22 protein-coding genes are annotated in these 18,601 nt (G+C 73.6%); 8 read left to right on the top strand and 14 right to left on the bottom strand.

The genetic code is table 11. The annotated features are described in order from the left end of the window. Positions 1-140 precede the first annotated feature (140 nt). Entirely contained in the window at positions 141-1,679 is a 1,539-nt protein-coding gene (locus HD597_RS14825) for an amino acid permease (protein ID WP_253742720.1), read from the top strand. On the opposite strand, the gene HD597_RS14820 is transcribed toward HD597_RS14825, so the two are convergent. The 4 genes from HD597_RS14820 to HD597_RS14805 all read right to left on the bottom strand — a co-directional run bounded on the left by HD597_RS14820 (position 1,620) and on the right by HD597_RS14805 (position 5,418). Beyond that, positions 1,620-2,291, bottom strand: a complete 672-nt coding sequence (locus HD597_RS14820; RefSeq protein WP_253742719.1) for a TetR/AcrR family transcriptional regulator — start codon at positions 2,289-2,291, stop codon at positions 1,620-1,622. The genes HD597_RS14825 and HD597_RS14820 overlap by 60 nt on opposite strands. Positions 2,292-2,363: 72 nt before the next feature. Next, the gene (locus HD597_RS14815; protein ID WP_253742718.1) at positions 2,364-3,323 is read right to left on the bottom strand and encodes an NAD(P)H-dependent flavin oxidoreductase; all 960 of its coding nucleotides are present in this window, start codon (positions 3,321-3,323) and stop codon (positions 2,364-2,366) included. Between the two features lie 7 nt (positions 3,324-3,330). Beyond that, complete coding sequence (rox, locus tag HD597_RS14810; protein ID WP_253742717.1) at positions 3,331-4,800, bottom strand: rifampin monooxygenase; 1,470 nt, start codon at positions 4,798-4,800, stop codon at positions 3,331-3,333. A 480-nt stretch (positions 4,801-5,280) separates the two neighbouring features. Then, the gene (locus tag HD597_RS14805; protein ID WP_253742716.1) at positions 5,281-5,418 is read right to left on the bottom strand and encodes a hypothetical protein; all 138 of its coding nucleotides are present in this window, start codon (positions 5,416-5,418) and stop codon (positions 5,281-5,283) included. Positions 5,419-5,558: 140 nt separating this feature from the next. On the opposite strand from HD597_RS14805, the gene HD597_RS14800 reads away from it, so the two are divergent. The 6 genes from HD597_RS14800 (at position 5,559) to HD597_RS14780 (ending at position 7,934) form a co-directional block, all read left to right on the top strand. Next, positions 5,559-5,678 carry a cytochrome P450 gene (locus tag HD597_RS14800; protein WP_253742715.1) on the top strand — a complete coding sequence of 40 codons (120 nt, stop codon included), beginning with the start codon at positions 5,559-5,561 and terminating at the stop codon, positions 5,676-5,678. Positions 5,679-5,770: 92 nt separating this feature from the next. Continuing rightward, positions 5,771-6,211, top strand: coding sequence for a cupin domain-containing protein (locus HD597_RS14795; protein ID WP_253742714.1), 441 nt, complete (start codon positions 5,771-5,773; stop codon positions 6,209-6,211). After that, positions 6,208-6,540 (top strand): cupin domain-containing protein, encoded by a 333-nt coding sequence (locus tag HD597_RS14790; RefSeq protein WP_253742713.1) that lies wholly within the window; start codon positions 6,208-6,210, stop codon positions 6,538-6,540. The genes HD597_RS14795 and HD597_RS14790 overlap by 4 nt, the downstream gene beginning before the upstream one ends. A gap of 146 nt (positions 6,541-6,686) precedes the next feature. Next, complete coding sequence (locus tag HD597_RS64450; RefSeq protein WP_276082913.1) at positions 6,687-6,818, top strand: hypothetical protein; 132 nt, start codon at positions 6,687-6,689, stop codon at positions 6,816-6,818. Positions 6,819-7,049: 231 nt separating this feature from the next. Then, positions 7,050-7,388, top strand: a complete 339-nt coding sequence (locus HD597_RS14785; protein WP_253742712.1) for a hypothetical protein — start codon at positions 7,050-7,052, stop codon at positions 7,386-7,388. A 384-nt stretch (positions 7,389-7,772) separates the two neighbouring features. Continuing rightward, on the top strand, positions 7,773-7,934 hold the full coding sequence (locus HD597_RS14780) for a hypothetical protein (protein WP_253742711.1): 162 nt from the start codon (positions 7,773-7,775) through the stop codon (positions 7,932-7,934). Between the two features lie 44 nt (positions 7,935-7,978). On the opposite strand, the gene HD597_RS14775 is transcribed toward HD597_RS14780, so the two are convergent. From HD597_RS14775 to HD597_RS14755, 5 genes are all read right to left on the bottom strand, one after another. Beyond that, a complete protein-coding gene (locus HD597_RS14775) occupies positions 7,979-8,218 on the bottom strand; it encodes a hypothetical protein (protein ID WP_253742708.1) in 240 nt (79 codons plus the stop codon). 14 nt (positions 8,219-8,232) lie between these two features. Next, positions 8,233-9,906 (bottom strand): sodium:solute symporter family protein, encoded by a 1,674-nt coding sequence (locus HD597_RS14770; protein ID WP_253742694.1) that lies wholly within the window; start codon positions 9,904-9,906, stop codon positions 8,233-8,235. 30 nt (positions 9,907-9,936) lie between these two features. Then, positions 9,937-10,974, bottom strand: coding sequence for a ferritin-like domain-containing protein (locus HD597_RS14765; RefSeq protein ID WP_253742692.1), 1,038 nt, complete (start codon positions 10,972-10,974; stop codon positions 9,937-9,939). 32 nt (positions 10,975-11,006) lie between these two features. Then, on the bottom strand, positions 11,007-11,285 hold the full coding sequence (locus tag HD597_RS14760) for a WhiB family transcriptional regulator (protein WP_253742690.1): 279 nt from the start codon (positions 11,283-11,285) through the stop codon (positions 11,007-11,009). Between the two features lie 101 nt (positions 11,286-11,386). After that, entirely contained in the window at positions 11,387-12,349 is a 963-nt protein-coding gene (locus HD597_RS14755; RefSeq protein WP_253742688.1) for an alpha/beta hydrolase, read from the bottom strand. Positions 12,350-12,783: 434 nt separating this feature from the next. Between HD597_RS14755 and HD597_RS14750 the strand changes: the two genes are divergently transcribed. Continuing rightward, positions 12,784-13,443 carry a sigma-70 family RNA polymerase sigma factor gene (locus tag HD597_RS14750; RefSeq protein WP_253759356.1) on the top strand — a complete coding sequence of 220 codons (660 nt, stop codon included), beginning with the start codon at positions 12,784-12,786 and terminating at the stop codon, positions 13,441-13,443. A gap of 356 nt (positions 13,444-13,799) precedes the next feature. Here HD597_RS14750 and HD597_RS14745 read toward each other — a convergent pair whose 3' ends face one another. The 5 genes from HD597_RS14745 to HD597_RS14725 form a co-directional block, all read right to left on the bottom strand. After that, positions 13,800-14,516 (bottom strand): alpha/beta fold hydrolase, encoded by a 717-nt coding sequence (locus tag HD597_RS14745; RefSeq protein ID WP_253742686.1) that lies wholly within the window; start codon positions 14,514-14,516, stop codon positions 13,800-13,802. Beyond that, a complete protein-coding gene (locus HD597_RS14740; protein WP_253742684.1) occupies positions 14,513-16,309 on the bottom strand; it encodes a ferritin-like domain-containing protein in 1,797 nt (598 codons plus the stop codon). Before HD597_RS14740 ends, HD597_RS14745 begins: the two co-directional genes overlap by 4 nt. Then, positions 16,299-16,676: a hypothetical protein gene (locus HD597_RS14735; protein ID WP_253742683.1), complete on the bottom strand. Its 378-nt coding sequence runs from the start codon at positions 16,674-16,676 to the stop codon at positions 16,299-16,301. Before HD597_RS14735 ends, HD597_RS14740 begins: the two co-directional genes overlap by 11 nt. 225 nt (positions 16,677-16,901) lie before the next feature. Beyond that, positions 16,902-17,660 carry an SDR family oxidoreductase gene (locus tag HD597_RS14730; RefSeq protein WP_253742681.1) on the bottom strand — a complete coding sequence of 253 codons (759 nt, stop codon included), beginning with the start codon at positions 17,658-17,660 and terminating at the stop codon, positions 16,902-16,904. A gap of 106 nt (positions 17,661-17,766) precedes the next feature. Next, complete coding sequence (locus HD597_RS14725) at positions 17,767-18,576, bottom strand: universal stress protein (protein WP_253742679.1); 810 nt, start codon at positions 18,574-18,576, stop codon at positions 17,767-17,769. Between the last annotated feature and the right edge of the window lie 25 nt (positions 18,577-18,601).

Here is an 18,601-nt window from a genome sequence, read left to right as displayed (position 1 = left end):
CACGGGGGCTGAGCGCCCGCTGTGATGGGGCTGCGCGGTGAGTTTTGCGTTACGGCAGATGAACGCCGGCGTCATGAGGCGGAAACGAGGGGCCCGTACATATCGGTCAACCGACAGAAATTCGAGCGCCCGGAGACCCGATGGACGTCACCGCCACTCCCCCGCCACCCACCGACGAAGCCTCGCTGCGGACCTTCGGCTACCGACAGGAGCTGCACCGCAGCATGGGCAGGTACGCCTCCTTCGCCGCGGGCTTCTCCTTCATCTCCGTGCTGACCACGGTCTTCCAGTTCTTCGCCATCGGGTACTCCTTCGGCGGCCCCGCCTTCTTCTGGACCTGGCCGATCGTGCTGGCCGGGCAGCTCCTGGTCGCGCTCTGCTTCGCCGAGCTGGCCGCCCGCTACCCGATCTCCGGCTCGATCTACCAGTGGTCCACCCGGCTGAGCACGCCGGCGTTCGGCTGGTTCGCGGGCTGGATCATGATCCTCGGGCAGATCGTCGTCGTCGCCGCCGCGGCGCTCGCCCTGCAGGTGGTGCTGCCCTCGATCTGGCCGGGCTTCCAGCTCGTCGGCGGCGACCCCGCGCCGACCACCGCCACGGGCGCGGCCAACGCCGCCGTCCTCGGGCTGATCCTGCTCGCGCTCACCACGGCCGTGAACGTCATCGACAACCGCGTCCTGGCCCGGGTCAACAGCATCGGCGTCACCACGGAGATCATCGGCGCGGTGCTCATCATCGTGCTGCTGTTCACCCACGCCGAGAACGGCGCCGGCGTCACGTTCAGCACCGGCGGGCAGGGCGGGGCCATCGGCGCGCTGCTGGTCGGCTCGTTCACCGCCGCGTACGTGCTCATCGGCTTCGACAGCGCGGGCGAGCTGAGCGAGGAGACCCGCAACCCCCGCCGGGTCGCCCCGCGCACCATCCTGACCGCGCTCACGGCGGCCGGGCTGCTCGGCGGGCTCATCATCTTCGCCGGCCTGCTCGCCGCGCCCAGCCTGACCGACGGGCGGCTGGCCACCGAGGGCCTGTCGTACGTGCTCACCAGCAGCCTGGGCGACTGGGTGGGCAAGCTGCTGCTGGCCGACGTGGTGGTGGCGATCGCCGTGGCGACCATGGCGATCCAGACCGCGGCCACCAGGATGTTGTTCTCCATGGCGCGCGACGGGGTGGTCCCCTTCTCCGGCGCGCTGTCCAGGGTCTCGCCCCGCACCGGCATGCCGACCGGCCCCGCACTGGTCACCGGAGGGCTGGCCGCCGCGATCCTGCTGCTGAACTTCGCCTCGCCCGAGGCGTTCCTGGCCATCGGCACCACCTGCATCGTGCTGCTCTACCTGGCGTACGCGATGGTGACGGGCCCGCTGCTGGTGCAGCGGCTGCGCGGCGCCTGGCGGGGCGGGGCGCCGGCCGGGACCGCGGAGGACGGGACGCCGCTGTTCAGCATGGGCCGCTGGGGGCTGCCGGTCAACGCGCTGGCCTTCTGCTACGGGCTGGCCATGACGGTGAACCTGGCCTGGCCGAGGGCCGAGGTGTACGCCCCGATCACCGGCCACTGGTTCTTCCAGTGGTTCACCCTGCTCTTCCTCGCGGCGGTCGTCACCCTGGGCCTGATCTACCGGCGGCTACGCCTGACCGGCGTGGCCGGCGGGCGGCTGCCGGTCGCGAACACCGGCCAGGCGTAGCGCCGCGTCGGCGGTGGCGGCCGCCAGCGTCTCGACGGCGGCGACTGCCAGCTCGCCCGGGGTGTCCCTGCGGATCAGGATGACGCCCTCGATCAGCGCGAACAGCAGGTCGGTGCGCAGCGCCCGGTCCTCGGGAGAGAGCGCCGCCCCGGCCGAGGTGGCCGCCAGCAGCCTGCCGTACACGTCCTTGAGCTCGTCACGCATCCGCCGGAACCCGGCGAACCGCTCCGTGCGCACCTCGGGCAGCAGGTAGAGCGCGCCCAGGTTGTACGGCCCCGAGCACAGCAGCCCCGCGTCACGATGGCACAGCTCCCACAGCCGCTCCTCAGCCGTGGCGCCGGACAGGGCGCGCGCGGCCTCCAGGGACGGCCGGACCGTGCTCTCCAGCAGCTCGGCGAGGATGTCCTCCTTGCCGTCGAAGTAGTGGTAGATCGACGCCTGCCTGATCCCGGCCCCCTCGGCCAGCGCCCGCGTCGTGGTGGCGGTGTAGCCGTGGGTGGTGAACAGCTCCGCCGCCGCCGTCAGGATCTCCTCCCGCGGGCTCAACCCGCTCCGCGGGCGCGCCACGGCGCGCGGCCTGCCTACTTTGCGCACGGTGGAAGGGGCACTCACCGCACGATCGTCGCACACCTGCGGCCGGGCCACGATCGGCGCGCATCTCCGGCCGGGGCCGGGGCCACGGCGCTAGCGGCGCCCCGCCCGGTTCAGGGCGTCCTCGGCCTGCGCGGCCATCGAGGTCACCAGCTGCTCCGCCGAGGGCAGGTCGGCGATGAGGTCCACGGCCTCGCCCGCCCAGACCGGCAGCGGCGGGATCGCACCGCGCGCCACGTCGTCCCGGTACTCCTCAAGGGCCCGGGAATCGGCGGCGAGCTCGGCCTCCCGGCCGCGCCAGCGGTCGAGGTAGGGGTGGCCGAGGGTGCGGGCCGGATACTTGGACGGCCACGCGGAGCCGCGCGCGATGTCGAGCACGGTGCTGCGCTCGGTGTCCTGGCCCCGCCCTTCGACGATGGCCTCGGTGATCGAGGGATCGACCAGGGCCTCGGTGGTGGCCTGGAAACGGGTGCCGACGAGTGCTCCCGCGGCGCCCAGCACGAGAGCGGCCGCCACCCCGCGCCCGTCGGCGATGCCGCCCGCCGCGAGCACCGGCACCGGAGCCACGAGATCCACCACCGCGGGCACGAACGGCAGGGTGGACCGCCCGCGCGCGGCGCCGTGCCCGCCGCTCTCGGTGCCCTGCGCCACGATGACGTCGGCGCCCAGGGCCGCGGCCTGCTCGGCCTCCTCCAGATCGGTGACCTGGAGGAACAGCAGGGCGCCCGCCTCGCGGACGCGGCCGGCGTACGGGCTCGGATCGCCGAACGACAACATCACGGCACGAGGGCCGTAGCTCAGCGCCAGCTCCACGGCGGCGAGATCGATCCCCCAGGTCAGGAATCCGATGCCCCACGGCAGCCCCGTCCCGGCGACGACGGGCACCTCGCGGGCCAGCCACTCAGGATCCCCGTGCGCGCCGCCCAGGAGCCCCAGCCCGCCGCCCCGGCAGACGGCCGCGGCCAGCTCCCCGCCCGCCGACCCGCCCATCGGCGCCAGCGCGATCGGGTGCCGCACGCCGAGCAGCTCCGTGAAGACCGTCGGCAACGTCATACCCGCATCATGCCGTCCTCCCCGGCGCGCCGAACCACCGCGGCAGCCGGTCGAGCAGCTCCCGCTGGTCGTCGCCGGCCCACGCCACGTGCCCGTCCGGCCGCAGCAGCACGGCGGGCACGTCCAGGCCCCCACCCGGATCGGCCACAGTGTCAACGACGGTGTCAACGACGGTGTCGACGACGGTGTCGACCCGATCCTCCCAGCCCCCGGCCGAGAGCCGGCCGGTCTGGTCGAGCAGCAGGCCGCGGCCCCCGCGCATCAGCTCGTACAGGCGGCCCCGCTTCAGCCGCACGTCCCGCATGCGCCTGCCGAGCAGGTCGTGCCCCTCGCCGAAGTCGTAGCGGACCCCGATCGCGGTGATCTTCCCGATCAGGTACCGGTGCACCTGTTCGAAGTCCATCAGCTCCGACAGCAGCCGGCGGACCGCCTGGGGGCCCGGCTCGGTGGACATCAGCTCCATCTGCGCGCGGGTGTTGTCGAGCACGTCGGCGGCCACCGGGCGGCGCTCGCTCTCATAGCTGTCCAGCAGCCCCTCCGGCGCCCAGCCGCCGAGCTCGGCGGCCAGCTTCCAGCCGAGGTTGAAGGCGTCCTGGATGCCGCGGTTGAGCCCCTGCCCGCCCGCCGGCGGGTGGATGTGCGCCGCGTCGCCCGCCAGCAGCACCCGGCCGGCCCGGTAGCGCTCGGCCAGCCGGGTGGCGTCGCCGAAGCGGGACAGCCAGCGCGGTGAGCGCACGCCGAAGTCGGTGCCCGCCCACGCCCGGAGCTGCCTGCCGAACTCCTCGACGGTCGGCGGGACGGCCCGGTCCTCCGCCACCCCCTCCGCGGGCACGACCACGCGGTACACCCCGTCGCCGAGGGGGATGGCGCCGAACACGAGCTGGGTCTTGCGGACCTCCGCGACGACGGCGGCGATCGCCGCCGGATCCTCGGTCAGCTCCATCTCGCCCAGCAGCGTCACCGTCCTGGCGGGCTCGCCGGGGAAGGCGACGCCGAGCAGCTTGCGTACCGTGCTGCGGCCGCCGTCGCAGCCGACCAGGTAGCGCGAGCGCACCCGCGTGCCGTCCGCCAGCTCGGCGCTCACGCCGTCCTCGTCCTGGCTCAGCCCGACCAGCTCGCGGCCGCGCCGGACGTCGGCGCCGGCCTCGGCGGCGTGTTCCGCCAGCAGGCGATCGGTGACGGGCTGCGGGATGGCCAGGGCGTAGGGGTGCGCGGTGTCCAGCCGTTCGAGCGGGGGCTTGTCGATTCCGGCGAAGTGGCCGCCGATCGGGAAGCGCCGGCCGTGCGCGAGGAAGCGCTCCAGCAACCCGCGCTGGTCCAGCACCTCGAGGCTGCGGGTGTGCAGGCCGAGCGAGCGGACGTACGGCGCCGGCTCCGCGTCCTTCTCCAGCACGAGCACGCGCACGCCGTGCAGCCGCAGCTCGCCGGCCAGCATCGAACCGGTCGGCCCGCCACCGGCGATGATCACATCGAACATGGATCGCCCGTTTCCGTGAGTTCGCCTGCCGGCCAGTCGCGCCGCACCACCGCGGCGCGCGTCATCTCCGCTGGTCCTGGCCCTGAACGTTGATTGTGCGGCACGCCCCCGGTCTTGCCGCAAGACCCCCGCTGCGCTATAGGTTGAAGGTGGCGGGGGGTTCCATCCCCTGCGCGTCCCCGAGCGGCGAGGCCCGATCGGTGTGGCCCCGGACGGCTCGCCTGTCACGCGTGCGCGGGGCCACCCGGTCAACGTCTCCAGAGCCCCGTTCCGCGAAGGAGACGACGCGTGTCCCAGCCCCTGCCCTTCGTCATCGACCCCGCCGGCGCCGACCGCCACGCCGAGTACCGGGCCCTGCGGGGCTCGCGGCCCGGCCACCCCCGTGGACGTGCTCGGCCTGCGTGCCTGGGCGGTCTCCGACCCCGCCCTGCTGAAGACCCTGCTCACCAGCCCCGACGTGTCCAAGAACGGCCGCGCTCACTATCCGGACTTCCAGCGGACGAACCGCACCTGGCCGCTCGCCCTGTGGATCGAGGTGCAGAGCATGCTCACCGCGTACGGCGCCGACCACCGCAGGTTACGGCGGATGGTCGCCCCCGCCTTCAGCGCGCGCCGCATCGCCGAGCTGCTTCCGGCAGCTCATCGACAACGTCTTCGACAGCACGCTCACCCCCGAGCAGGCGCAGGCCAACGCCGCGCGCCTGTTCGAGGTCACCGACCAGCTCATCGCCACCAAGCGCGCCCATCCCGGCGGCGACATGACCTCCCTGCTCATCGCGGCCCGCGTCGAGGTCGCCGAGGCCCTACGCCGGCTCTTCGCGCGCTTCCCCGGCCTCTCGCTCGCGGCGCCGGCCGACTCCCTGCGCGGCGCCGGGTGACCTTACGCCCTCTGTCACGTATCGGCGGCGCCGTCTTGTCTGAGCTGTGCACGGCCGGAACGAACCGGCCACTGATCCGCGGAGGAATGCCGATGAGCACCGATCACACCCACGCCCACCACCTCGACAACCCCGACAAGAGCGGCCCGCCGCCGAAGATCGACGTGGTCGCCACCGTGCCCGGGGCGCCGCCCGCGCCGGAGGGGGCCGAGGCGATGACGCTCCTGGTCACGTTGCCGCCGAACAGCCCTGGCGCGCCGCCGCACCGGCACTCGGGGCCGGCCTACGGCTACGTGGTCAAGGGAGCGATCAACTTCGAGCTCGAAGGCGACCCCGTGCGGGTGGTGCGGGCCGGTGAGGCGTTCTGGGAGCCGGGCGGTGACGTGATCCACTACCAGGACGGCAACCACCTCGCCGACGAGGAGTCTGCGTTCGTGGTGACGATGTTCTGCGCGCCGGGGCAGCCGATGCTGATCCCGGTCAGCGCGGAGGAGCTGGAAGCCCGCCGGGACCGCCGCGCGCCCCGGCCATGACCAGGACGTCGCTGACCACGCTCGCCCGCGACCTGGTCGCCCTGGCCCGTGAGGCGCACAGCGGTCGCAGCGCCACCACCGTCCACGGCGGGCACGATCGTTCGCTGCGGCAGACGGTCATGGCGTTGCGGCAGGGCGAGCACATCCACGAGCACGACCATCCCGGCGAGGTGACGGTGCACGTGCTGCACGGGCGGGTACGGCTGGTGGCCGGGCCCGAGTCGTGGGACGGGCTGCCCGGCGACCTGCTGGTCATGCCCGAACGCCGCCACCGCGTGGAGGCCGTGCAGGATTGCGCGTTCCTGTTCACCACCGCGCGGTGCGGGTGAGGAGGGCCACCGGCCGCCCCGAGACGGCGTGCCGGTGGCCCCCACCCTGATCCGAAGAGGGCGGGTGCCCTACCCGCCGCGCATCGCCGGCCGCCTCCCGCCTCCACCGGACAACAGGCATGCGGCCTGCAGGGCGACGGTGCCACATGGTGAGGCGGGATTCCTGGTTACGGCTGCGTGGCCGCCAGGCCGAGAGCGAGACGCTGGACCGGCTCGTGACGACCGCGCAGGGCGGTCACAGCTCGGTGCTGGTGGTGCGGGGCGAGGCGGGCATCTGATCTGCCTGGTGGACGACGCCCAGTGGCTCGACCGGGTCTCGGTGCAGACACTCGCCTTCGTCGCGCGACGCCTGCTCGCCGAGCGGATCGGGCTGGTGTTCGCGGTTCGCCCGCCCCTGCTGGAGCTGCCTCGCGGGCGGTCCACGGCTCGGCGCCCCCGCACGAGCGGCAGGACGTGCACCGCGTGCTGGCCGACGCGACCGATCCCCGGTCGGATCCCGGCAGGCGGGCGTGGCACCTGGCCGGCGCCACCGCCGGCCCCGACGAGCCGGTGGCCGCCGAGCTGGCCACGATCCCGCCCGCCGCGGCGCCAGAGCGCTGGCGGCGGCCCGCGCCAAGTACCAGGCTGGCGGGTACGACGCCGCGCGCGGCCTCCTGGACGCGGCCGAGCTCACCCCGCTCGACGAACGCCAGCGCGCCCGGGCCGGCCTGCTGCGCGGCCGGATCATGTCAGCCGCCAGGAGCGCGGGCACCGCCCTGCCGCTGCTGCTCAGGGCCGCCAGGCGGCTGGAGCCGCTGGCGCGCGGCTGGCCCAGGAGACCTACCGCGACGCGCTCGACGCGCCCCTGACCGTCGACCGCCTGCCGGTCGGCGCCCGCCTGCCGGACGTCGCGCGGGCGGCGCTCGCCGCCCGCCCGGGCCGCCGCCGGAGCGCCACCATCTGCTCCTGCGCGGCCTGGCCGTGATGACCATCGAGGGGTACGCGGGCCGGCGTGTCCCTGGTGCGGCAGGCCCTGGACGCCTTCCGCGCCGAAGGGCTCTCCCCGGAGGAGTGCCTGGGCCGGCTCCCGCTCGCCTCCCGCATGGCGTCCAACGTCTGGGACTTCGACGGCAACACGGCGCTCTCGACGCGGCTGGTCGACCTGGCCCGCGAGATGGGGGCGCTGTCGGTGCTGCCGTCGGCGCTCCTGCAGCTCGTGTCGAACCGCAGGGCAGGATGCCGACGGCCTGCCAGTGCGCCGGCGTGGAGGTGGCGGAGTCGGCGTCCCGTACGGGGAGGCGGTCGAGCGGCTCGGGCGCACCGGGGTCCGGGTCACCCACGCGCGCAAGCTCGGCGTCGCCTCCCGCAGGCAGCTGCGGACCGCGCTGCCGCAGGGCCCAGGAGGCACGGCCTGAGCCCGATGCGGCTTCCGCATCGGGCTCAGGCCAGCTCGTACGGGTCATTCGACGAGGACGGGGCGCAGGCGCGCCGAGATCGCGAACGCTGCGGCGACGGCCACCATGCCGAGGCCGGCCCACAGGTTGGCGTTCACGTCGCCGGTCTTGGCCCGGTCCGCGGCGGTGTCCACGACGAGTCCCATGACGGTCAGGACGACGCCGTAGAAGCCGATCAGTGCGGCGATGACGACGCGGATGTCGAACGCGCCGGCCTTGCGGGGTGCGGGCTGGTCGTCGGTCATGTGCCGGTGGCCTTTCATCGGAAGATCACGTTGAGGGCGGTGACGAGCACCAGGGAGATGCCCGCCAGCTTGGCCGGCGCCCGGTACCAGGGCAGCCGGGCGGCGGCCGGGTCGGTGCGCCGGGCCTTGGGCGTCTCGGAGTAGACCAGGCCGCTCAGCTCCTTCGCCGGTTTCGGGGCGGTGATCAGGCTGACCAGGATGCTGACCACGAGGTCGGTGACGAACGCCACGCCCGCGGAGACGAAGGCCGCGCCCTGCCCGGGCAGCTCGATCAGGCCGCTCTCGTTGGCCAGCCACACGGCGATCGCGCCCAGGGTGCCGGACACCAGGCCGATCCAGCCGGCGGCCGGGGTCATGCGTTTCCAGAAGATGCCCAGGATGAAGGTGGCGAACAGCGGGGCGTTGAAGAAGCCGAACAGGGTCTGCAGGTAGGTCATCAGGTTGCCGTAGCCGGCGGCGATGAACGCGGTGCCGATGGCCAGCACCGTGGCGCCGACGGTGGCCCACCGGCCGACCTTCAGGTAGTAGCCGTCGGAGCGGCCCTTGACCACGTACTGCTGCCACAGGTCGTAGCTGAAGACGGTGTTGAAGGCGGAGATGTTGGCCGCCATGCCGGCCATGAACGCGGCCAGCAGGCCGGTCAGCGCGAGGCCGAGCAGCCCGGTGGGCAGCGTGTCGCGGATGAGCAGCAGGATGGAGTCGTTGTAGGTGACCCCCGCCGCCGGATCGCCGGCCTTGAGCCGCATCACCTCGGGCACCAGCACTCCGGCGATCATGCCGGGGATGACGACGATGAACGGGATGAACATCTTCGGGAACGAGGCGATGATCGGGGTGCTGCGCGCGGCGGTCATCGAGCTGGTGGCCATGGCCCGCTGGACCTCGACGAAGTTGGTCGTCCAGTAGCCGAAGGAGAGCACGAAGCCCAGCCCGAACACGATGCCGACCACGGACAGGACGGGGTTGGCGAACCCGGCCAGCTCGGTGCCCGGCCAGGAGCTGAGCTCCTGGGCGCCGCCGCCCGCGGCGCTGCGCACCCGGTCGATGAGGCCGCCGACGCCGCCGGCGCGGTGCAGGCCGATGAGGGTGAGCGGCAGCAGCGCGGCGACGATGACGAAGAACTGCAGCACCTCGTTGTAGATCGCGGCCGACAGCCCGCCCAGGGTGATGTAGCTGAGCACGATCACGGCGGCCAGGATCAGGGCCACCCACAAGGGCCAGCCGAGCAGCCCGTTGACCACGGTGGCCAGCAGGAACAGGTTGATCCCCGCGATCAGCACCTGCGCCAGCGCGAAGGTGATCGCGTTGACCAGGTGGGCTCCGGGGCCGAAGCGGCGGCGCATGAACTCCGGCACGCTGCGCACCTTGGAGCCGTAGTAGAACGGCATCATCACGATGCCGAGGAACAACATGGCCGGGATGGCGCCGATCCAGTAGTAGTGCATGGTGGGCATGCCGTACTCGGCGCCGTTGGCCGACATCCCGATGACCTCGACGGCGCCGAGGTTGGCCGAGATGAACGCCAGCCCGGTGATCCACGCCGGCAGCGACCGCCCCGACAGCAGGAAGTCGAGACTGCTGGAGATCCGCCGGCGCGCGGTCACCCCGACCAGCAGGACGACGGCGAAGTAGACGAGGATCAGCGCGTAGTCGACGAGTCCGGCGCCGATCCTCAAGGGGTTGTCCACGAGGGTTTCTTCCTTTCCGGGCGCGGGCGCCTACGAGCGTGACTGCGGCGGCACGTAGTCGAAGGTGGGGCCGGCGCCCGCCTCCATCAGCGCCAGGGCCTGGCCCTTGAGCGCGTACATGGTGCCGACGGCGGCGCCGAGCAGCTTGGGGTCGCCGTCGAAGGCCTGCTCAAGCTGGTTCAGCAGGGTGCAGTAGGTGCGGTTGAACTCCTCCTGCGCGGTGCGGGTCGCGCTGCCGGGGGCGTGGTCGGACAGCCGCGGATCGGGCGGCATCGGGCGCACGGCGGACAGGTTCACCGAGATCGGCTCGCCGGTGGGGCCGGACTGCGGGGTGTCCCCGCGCTGGTAGCGGCGCCCGGCCTTGAGCTCCTGGAAGCGGTAGTAGTGGGCGACCTCGTCCCGTTCGGGGTGGAAGATGTCCTGGTCGCCGTCCCAGACCTGGCCCCTGGCCGTGCCCTCGCCCTGCTCGACGATCTCCTCCAGCGCGCCCAGCGCCGACTCCAGGTCCTCCACCGCGAACAGCCGGCCCGCGGTGTGCCGGAAGTGGGTGCCGGTCACCTGGCGGGCGGGGTCGCCGCTGAAGACCTCCCGCTCGCCGAGCTGCTCGCACAGGTGGCGCAGCCCCTGCTCGATCGCGTCGTAGAACTGGCCGATCGTCTCGTAGCCGTCGGCCTGCGCCGGCGCGCCGGGCGGCGCAGGCTGCTCCAGGCGCAGGAACATCTCCAGCGCCTCGGGCCCGAACGGGAGCAGCGACAGCTCCAGGGAGCTGTGCGGCAGCCGCCGGGGATGGGGCGGCAGCATCTCCGGCGTGTCGAGGCGCGGCCGGCCGCCGACGGCGTTGAGCAGGTTCGCGGCCAGCGCCAGGTGCAGCATCTCCTCGGCGAAGACGCTGCCCACCACCTCCACGGCCTCGGGGTTGCGCTCCGGGTCCAGCGAGTACAGCGCGCACAGGTACGGCGGCAGCGTCGCGTGCTCCAGCTCGATCGCCCACTGCAGGTGCTCGCGCAGGCTGTCGAGGGTGTCGATCCGGGCGGGCCCGGGAGCGGCGAAGCTCTCCAGGTTCTTCATCGGTGTTCCTGTTCCTTGTCAGAAGGGTCGGGTCAGGCCGTGGCCGGCCCCTGGCGGGTCCGGATCCTGCGGCGCTCCTCGGGGGTGGTGCCGCCCCACATGCCGTCCGGCTCGCCGGTGCGCAGCGCCCAGTCGAGGCAGATCGCCTGTACGGGGCAGCTCCGGCAGATGCGCCGTGCCTGGTCCTCGCGTTGCCCGGCGTGGTCGTCCCAGGTGATGGGGAAGAACAGGCCGGGGTCGGCGTCCTGGCAGGCGGCGCGGGCGGTCCAGCGCAGAGGTGATCGGGGCTCATGAATCTGCTGGACGGTCATGGTCTCCGCCTCGTAAGGACGAGTGGCGCGGCCGGCGCACGCCCGCCCCGACGCGGTGGGTGCCGGGGACGTCGTGGATGAGGATCGCGGGCACGGCGGCGTCACTTCCGCGCGTCGCCGGCGCCCAGCGCCGCCTTGAGCACCTCGATGGCCTGGGCGGTGGCGGCGCGGGCGGCGCGGGTGTCGCGCACGGGGTTGAGCATCATGAAGTCGTGCAGCGTGCCGTTGTAGCGGACGCTGGTGGTCGGCACGCCGGCGGCCGTGAGGCGGCGGGCGTAGGCCTCGCCCTCGTCGCGCAGCACGTCGTTCTCGTCCACGACGACGAACGCGGGCGGCAGCCCCGCCAGGTCCTCCAGCGTGGCGCGCAGCGGGGAGGCGGTGATCTCGGCCCGCTGGGCGGGGTCGGTGGTGTAGGCGTCCCAGAACCAGGCCATCGCCTTGGCGGTCAGGTGGGGGCCGTCGGCGAACTCGCGGTAGCTGCCGGTGTCCTGGCCGGCGTCGGTGACCGGGTAGTACAGCGACTGGTGCAGGAAGCGCACGTCGCCGCGCTGCTTGGCCATGATCGTCAGCGCGGCGGTCATGTTCCCGCCGACGGAGTCGCCCGCCACGGCCAGCCTGGTGGCGTCGAGGTTCTCCGCCGCGCCCTCCTTGGTGATCCACAGGGCGGTCGCGTACGCCTGCTCGATCGCCACCGGGTAGCGCGCCTCGGGCGAGCGGTCGTACTCCACGAACACCACGGCCGCGCCCGTCCCGACGGCCAGCTCGCGCACCAGGCGGTCGTGGGTGCCCGCGTTGCCCAGCACCCAGCCTCCCCCGTGCACGTACAGCACGACCGGCAGCGTCCCCGCGGAGCCGGCGGGCCTGACGATCCTGACCCGCACGTCACCGGCCGCGGCCGGCACGGTGATCCACTTCTCGTCCACGTCCGGCATGGGCACCGTGCCGGACTGCACGCCGTCCAGGAGCTTGCGGGCGCCCTCCGTGCCGAGCTCGTACACGAACGGGGGCCTGCCCGCCGCCTGCGCGAACTCCTGCGCCGCCGGCTCCAGAACGTAGTCGCTCATGGTCTTCCTCTCGCTGGCGACCGGCCCCTCGGCCGGTCCTCGCCCCCTTGGACCGGACGGTGTCCGCGGTTCGTGACACCGCCGGGACGAGAGTCGCCGGGCGGCGGCTCCGGGAAGGCTCCGTCTTGCCGATCGCCGTCTCAGCCTCCAGGATGAGCACCGGGCTCATGACCGCCTCGCGCTCGGCCCGCCGCGCCCCGGACCAGAGCCCCCGGGGGGTTACCCCTGGCTCAGCAGGCGTCCTGACCAGGCGATTCCTTGATCGCGGGCTGGCGACCCCGCGCTCCCCCCGGACCCCCTAGTGGACCCCGGGGCCCCCGGGCCAGGGTGGTGACCACGGGGTCCCCAGGGCGCGATGGAGGGCTACGGAAAGCGACCGTGATCGCAGTGGCATCCGCCGGATGCCGGCTGTGAACGGAGTTGCAACCGTGACCATGAACCTGTTGGAGTCGTACGGGGACCAGGCCGGGCAGATAGACGACCGGTCGATCGCCGGGTGGGACGGAGCCGCCGCGACGTTCGTCAGCGCCGCGCCGCGGCTCTACGCGATCGGCCTGCGGGTCCTCCAGGACGTGGGCGAGGCCGAGGACGTGGTGCAGGAGACGTGGCTGCGCTGGTCCCGCGCCAACCGCTCGATCGTCGTCAGCCCGGCCGCGTTCCTGGCGCTGACCACCACGAGGCTGGCCATCAACGTCACCCAGTCCGCCCGCAAGCGCCGTGAGACCTCCGCCGGGCCCTGGCTGCCCGAGACGCCGGACCAGTCGGTCGGCCCCGAGACGGCGGCCGAGCGGCACGAGGCGATCGACGGCGCGATCAGGCTGCTGCTGGAGCGGCTGACGCCCGCCGAGCGGGCGGTCTACCTGCTGCGCATCGCCTTCGACTACCCCTACCGGCAGATCGGCGAGGTCCTGCGCCTGACCGAGGACCACACGCGCCAGCTCCTGCGGCGTGCCCGCCAGCACCTGGCCAACGGGCGCGTCCACCCGGTGAGCGCTCCCGCGCACCAGCGCCTCGTACGGACGTTCCTCGCCGCCGCGCAGACCGGCGGCCTCGCCGACCTCGAAGAACTGCTCGCCGCCGACGTCGCCCGCTAGGCGCGGGCGCCTGGCGCCCACGGCGCCGCGGGCGGCGGTGGCACCGCCACGACGACACGTCCCAGAGCCGCGACGGGGAGACGACAGCCTCCGGGACGACCAGCACACGTGCACCCCCCGAAGACCCGAACAGGGACGGCCACCGCACAGCCGCGTGCCGGCGAGGACGCCGCGAGCTCGTGCCCGGCGCCGGGCGCCTTCGAGGCCCGGAAACGCCGAAGTGGCCGTACCCCCACCGGCAGGCCCGGTCTGCCGCCGGTCCGGGGAAGTACAGCCACTGCGCGCCGCATGAGCGCCCGCGCCGAAACGGTACGCGGCCCGCGGCTCTGTCCCGCCGCGGGCCGCGTACCGCGGGTTCAGCCGCCCGCGTGGCGGACGGCCTCCAGGATGGTCTCCGTCACCGCGCCGGGCTGGGAGGCGGCGAGCGCGTGGGAGGCGCCGGGGATCTCCCGGGTGCCCCGCGAGCCGGCCCGCTCCGCCATGAAGCGCAGCGCCTCGGCCGGGATGTTGAGGTCGCGCTCGCCGTGCACGAACCAGGACGGGACGGTGCGCCAGGCGGGCTCCTGCCCCGGCTCGTCCCGCAGCGCCCGCTCGGTCACCGGCCGCTGGGTCGCGGCCATCAGCGCGGCCTCGCCGGCCTCCAGGTCGGCGCAGAACTGGTGGTGGAACTTGCCGGGGTCGATGCGGAACTCGTTGCCGCCGGACGCGACCGGGTAGGCGACCAGCGCCTCGCCCAGGCTGCTGCCCTCGAACTTGGCCGACAGCAGGAAGGCGCTTTCGCCCTGCTCGGGGGCGAAGGCGGCGACGTAGACCAGGGCCCGCACGGCGGGGTCGCCTGCCGCCGCCCGGCTGATCACCATGCCGCCGTAGGAGTGGCCGGCCAGGACGACGGGCCGGCCGAGACCGGCGATCACGTCGCGCACGTACGCGGCGTCGCCCTCGACGTCGCGCAGCGGGTTGGCCACGGCGACCGCCTCCAGCCCATGGCTGTGCAGGCGCTCGATGACCCGGTTCCAGGATGCCGATTCGGCGAAGGCGCCGTGCACCAGCACGACGACGGGCTGCTCGGTCATGATGTCGTTCCTTCTCTCGTGGTGGGATCGGTGGCCGGGGAGGGCTCCTCACGGAAGCCGATCTCCCGGTGGGTGCCGTCGCACAGCGGTTTGTTGCCGGAGTGGCCGCAGCGGCACAGCGTCATCCGGTTGCGGGTCTCCAGCGGGCGGCCGTCCGATCGGATCACCGGCACCCCGCCGGTGACCCACAGCGCGCTCGCCAGACCGTCCTCCTCCTCCAGGACCGAGACGGCCTGCGGGAGGTCGGGCTCGATCGTCTCGCCGCCGCGTTCGAGCGCGTAGCTGTAGGAGCCCGAGGGGCAGTGGTCGATGCGGCCCATGATGGTGGAGCGCACGTCGCTGTCGCCGGTGTCGGCGAGCATGGCGGCGATCGGCCTGGTGCGGCCGATGCAGAAGGCGGCGTGGACGCACAGCTCCCCCACGCGTTGCGCCGAGATGCCGGCCCCGTCGTGCACGTGCTGCAGCTCCCGGTACGGCCGCATGACCGGGCCCTCCGTGCCGTCGAACCCGATCACGGCGTGCGTCCCGTCGCAGAACGGCTTGGCGTCCGAGTGGCCGCAGCGGCACAGCGCGTACGTGTCCTCGGTCTCCAGCGGCTCGCCGGTCTTCCAGGTCAGCGCGTCGTCACCGGAGGAGACGATCTTGCGCTTGCGCCGCAGCGGGACGCCGCCGTAGACGACGTACGGGCCGTCGCGCAGGACGACGACGCGCCGCTCGTCGCCGGAGCTCCACCGGCGGCGTTCCGGCGCCACGTAGCCGAAGGCGGGGCCGGCGCCCGCCTCCATCAGCGCCAGGGCCTGGGCCTTGAGCGCGTACATGGTGCCGGTGGCGACCGCGAGGAGCCTCGGGTTGCCGTTGAACGCCCGCTCCAGCAGGTGCAGGACGGCGCAGTAGGTGTGGTCGAACTCGTCCTGGGCCCGGCGGATCGCGCTGCCCGGCTCGGCCGGGCGCGGGTTGGGCGGCATCGGGCGCACGCCGGCCGGATCGAGCCGGATCGGCTCGCCGGTGGGGCCGGACTGCGGGGTGTCGCCGCGCCGGTAGCGCCGGCCGGACTTGAGCTCCTGGAAGCGGTAGTAGTGGGCGACCTCGTCCCGTTCGGGGTGGAAGACGTCCTTGTCGCCGTCCCAGACCTCGCCGTGGGAGTTGCCCTCGCCCTGCTCGACGATCTCCTCCAGCGCCTCCAGCGCCGACTTCAGGTCATGGACCGCGACGAGCCGGCCCGCGGTGTGCCGGAAGTGACCGGCGTGCACCTGGCGGGCCGGGTCGCCGGAGAAGACCTCCTGCTCGCCGAGCCGGTCGCACAGGAGGCGCAGCCCCTGCTCGATCGCGGCGTAGAACTGGCCGATCGTCTCGTAGTCGTCGCCCTCCGGCGCGGCTCCCGGCGGCGCCGGCCGTTCGAGGCGCAGGAACATCTCCAGCGCGTCCGCGCCGAAGGGGACCAGCGACAGCTCCAGGGTCCTGTCGCCGTGGGGCAGGCGCCGCGGATGGGGCGGGAGCATCCGCGGCGAGTCCAGGACCGGCTGCCCGCCGACGGCGTTCAGCAGGTTCGCGGCCAGCGCCAGGTGCAGCATCTCCTCGGCGAAGACGCTGCTCACGATGGCGGCTGCCTCCGGGTTGCGCTCCGCGTCCAGCGAGTACAGCGCGCACAGGTACGGCGGCAGCGTCGCGTGCTCCAGCTCGATCGCCCACTGCAGGTGCTCGCGCAGGCTGCCGAGCGTGTCGATCCGCGCCTCACGCGACGTGGCCGTCTCGTGCAGACCGCCGGGCGGGCCGGTGCGCGCCTCACGCGACATGGTCGTCCGGCCGCGCGCCGTCCTCCAGCACCTCGACCGCGTCGCGCAGGCCGCGCAGGCCGATCTCCTCGCGTTCGGCCTCGGCCGGGTCGAACAGCCACTCGGAGACCGGCAGGCCGGCGACCTCCTCCGGACGGCTGGCCTCGACCAGGCTCAGCTCCGCCTCGACCTCGACCTCCAGCTCGTGCAGGAAGTCGTCCTCGCCGGTGCTCATCTTTCCTCCATGGGTGGCTCGGGTGGATGTGCGGCTGACCGCGTGGATCAGCCGCACGCTGATCTGGCCGGACGCGAACAGGTGGGTGAAGCGCTCACCCTGGCCGGCCGCCAGCGCGTAGGCCGGGTGGGGCCGGTGGCGGGTCGCGAACATCCCCAGGCACCAGGCCGCCGGCCCCCCGCCCCGGCCCCCACGTCCAGCAGCGTCATGCCCGGGGACAACGCGCCGGCCTCGGCCGGCCAGGCCAGCGCGGCCGGGCTCGCGCTGCCCCGGCAGGCGGCCGGGATGGCGTGCCGCCGTCCGAGTTCCTCGACGGCCTCGGCGGTCCAGCCGGTGACGTCGTCGAACTCGGCGGCCATCGCCGGTGCGGTCACGGACCTACTTGCCCGCGCCGGAGCTGCCGAGCCAGTCCCGGTAGGTGATCGTGCCCAGCACGGCGTTGTCGTCGAGGGGGACCAGCGACCGCTCGCTCACCTCGCTGCCGAAGTAGCGCGCGTGCGGGTCGGTGACGACCTCGCGGGTGTCGCCCCAGGCGGTCAGCGCCTTGCGGAAGAACTCGTCCATCCGGTACTGCTGCGGCCCGGCGATCTCGACCCTGCCGTTCAGCGGCGTGCCGACCGCCGTCCTGCCGACCGCCTTGGCCACGTCGTCGCCGGCGATCGGCTGGAAGAGCACCGGCGCGATGTGCACCTTGCCGTCCACGGTGGCCTCGTCGGCGATGCCGCGGGCGAACTCGAAGAACTGGGTCGAGTGCACCAGCGAGAACGGCACCCCCGACTTCTCGATCAGCTGCTCCTGGGCGATCTTCGCCGCGAAGTAGCCGTTGTCCGGCATGCGCTCCGTGCCCACGATCGACACCGCGACGTGGTGGCCCACGCCCGCCGCCTTCTCGGCCGCCAGCAGGTTGCCCGTGGAGGTCTCGAAGAACTCCAGCACCGCGGCCCGCTCGAACGACGGCGAGTTCGACACGTCGACGACCACCTGGGCGCCCGCCAGCACCTCGGCCAGGCCCTCCCCCGTGAGGGTGTTCACGCCGGTGTTCGGCGAGGCCGCGACCGCCTCGTGACCGTGCTCGCCCAGCTTCGCCACCAGCTTCGACCCGATCAGGCCGGTCCCGCCGATCACCACGATCTTCATGCGGATTCCTCTCTCGTTCGCCGGGTCACCTTGTCGCCACCCGGTCGTCAGCTAAGACCGGACAGCCCCGCGCGCTCGTGACGGATCCCGGGAAATTTCTCGTGGCCTATGCGCCGCCGCGGATGACCGCCACCGGGCAGCCGGCGTGGTGCAGCACGTTCTGGCTGACCGAGCCGTGCAGCAGCGCGCCGAGCTCGTGGCGGTGGTGCGAGCCCACCACGAGCAGGGACGCCTGCTCGGCGGCGTGCGTCAGCGCCTTGCCCGGGCGCCCGGTCAGCGTCTCCTGGTCGAACGTGACCGTGGGGAAACGTTCCCGCCACCGGGCCAGGTCGGGGTCCGGCAGCGGCGGACGGCCCGGATCGGCCGGTCCGACGTGCGCCAGCATCACGGGATCCGCCGTCCTGGCGGCGTGCGCGCAGGCGAAGGCGAGCAGCGCCTCGCTCTCGCCGGGGTCGGCGATGCCCACCACGACGGGCCCGCCAGGCCGGGCGGAGCCGCGCACGACGACGACGGGGCAGTCGGCCTCGGCCGCCAGCCGGGCGCCCACCGAGCCCAGCAGCAGCCCGCCCACCTCGCCGAGCCCGCGGCTGCCCACGACGAGCAGCTCCGCCTCCCGGGAATGGTGCAGCAGCGCGGTCACCGGCTCGCCCTCCGGCAGGTCGGTCGTCACCTCCACGCCGGGCGCGACCGCCTGCGCGCGGGCCCGCGCGGTGTCCAGGACGCGTTCGGCGGCGTGCTGGAGGCCGCCCTCGGGCGGCCCTCCCGGCACGGGCCCCAGGGGCACGTTGAGGAGGGGCCAGATGAAGGCGTGCACGATCCGCAGGGGCCGCCGCCTGCGTACGGCCTCGGCGGCGGCCCACTCCACGGCCCGCAGGCCGTCCTCGGAGTCGTCCACGCCCACGATCACAGGGGTCATCACGTCATCCTTTCCAGTTGTGCTG

It is taken from the genome of Nonomuraea thailandensis (assembly GCF_024172165.1).
GTDB lineage: Bacteria > Actinomycetota > Actinomycetes > Streptosporangiales > Streptosporangiaceae > Nonomuraea > Nonomuraea thailandensis.
Note: the sequence above shows the minus strand (reverse complement) of the source record. Positions and strands in the feature narration are given on the sequence as shown.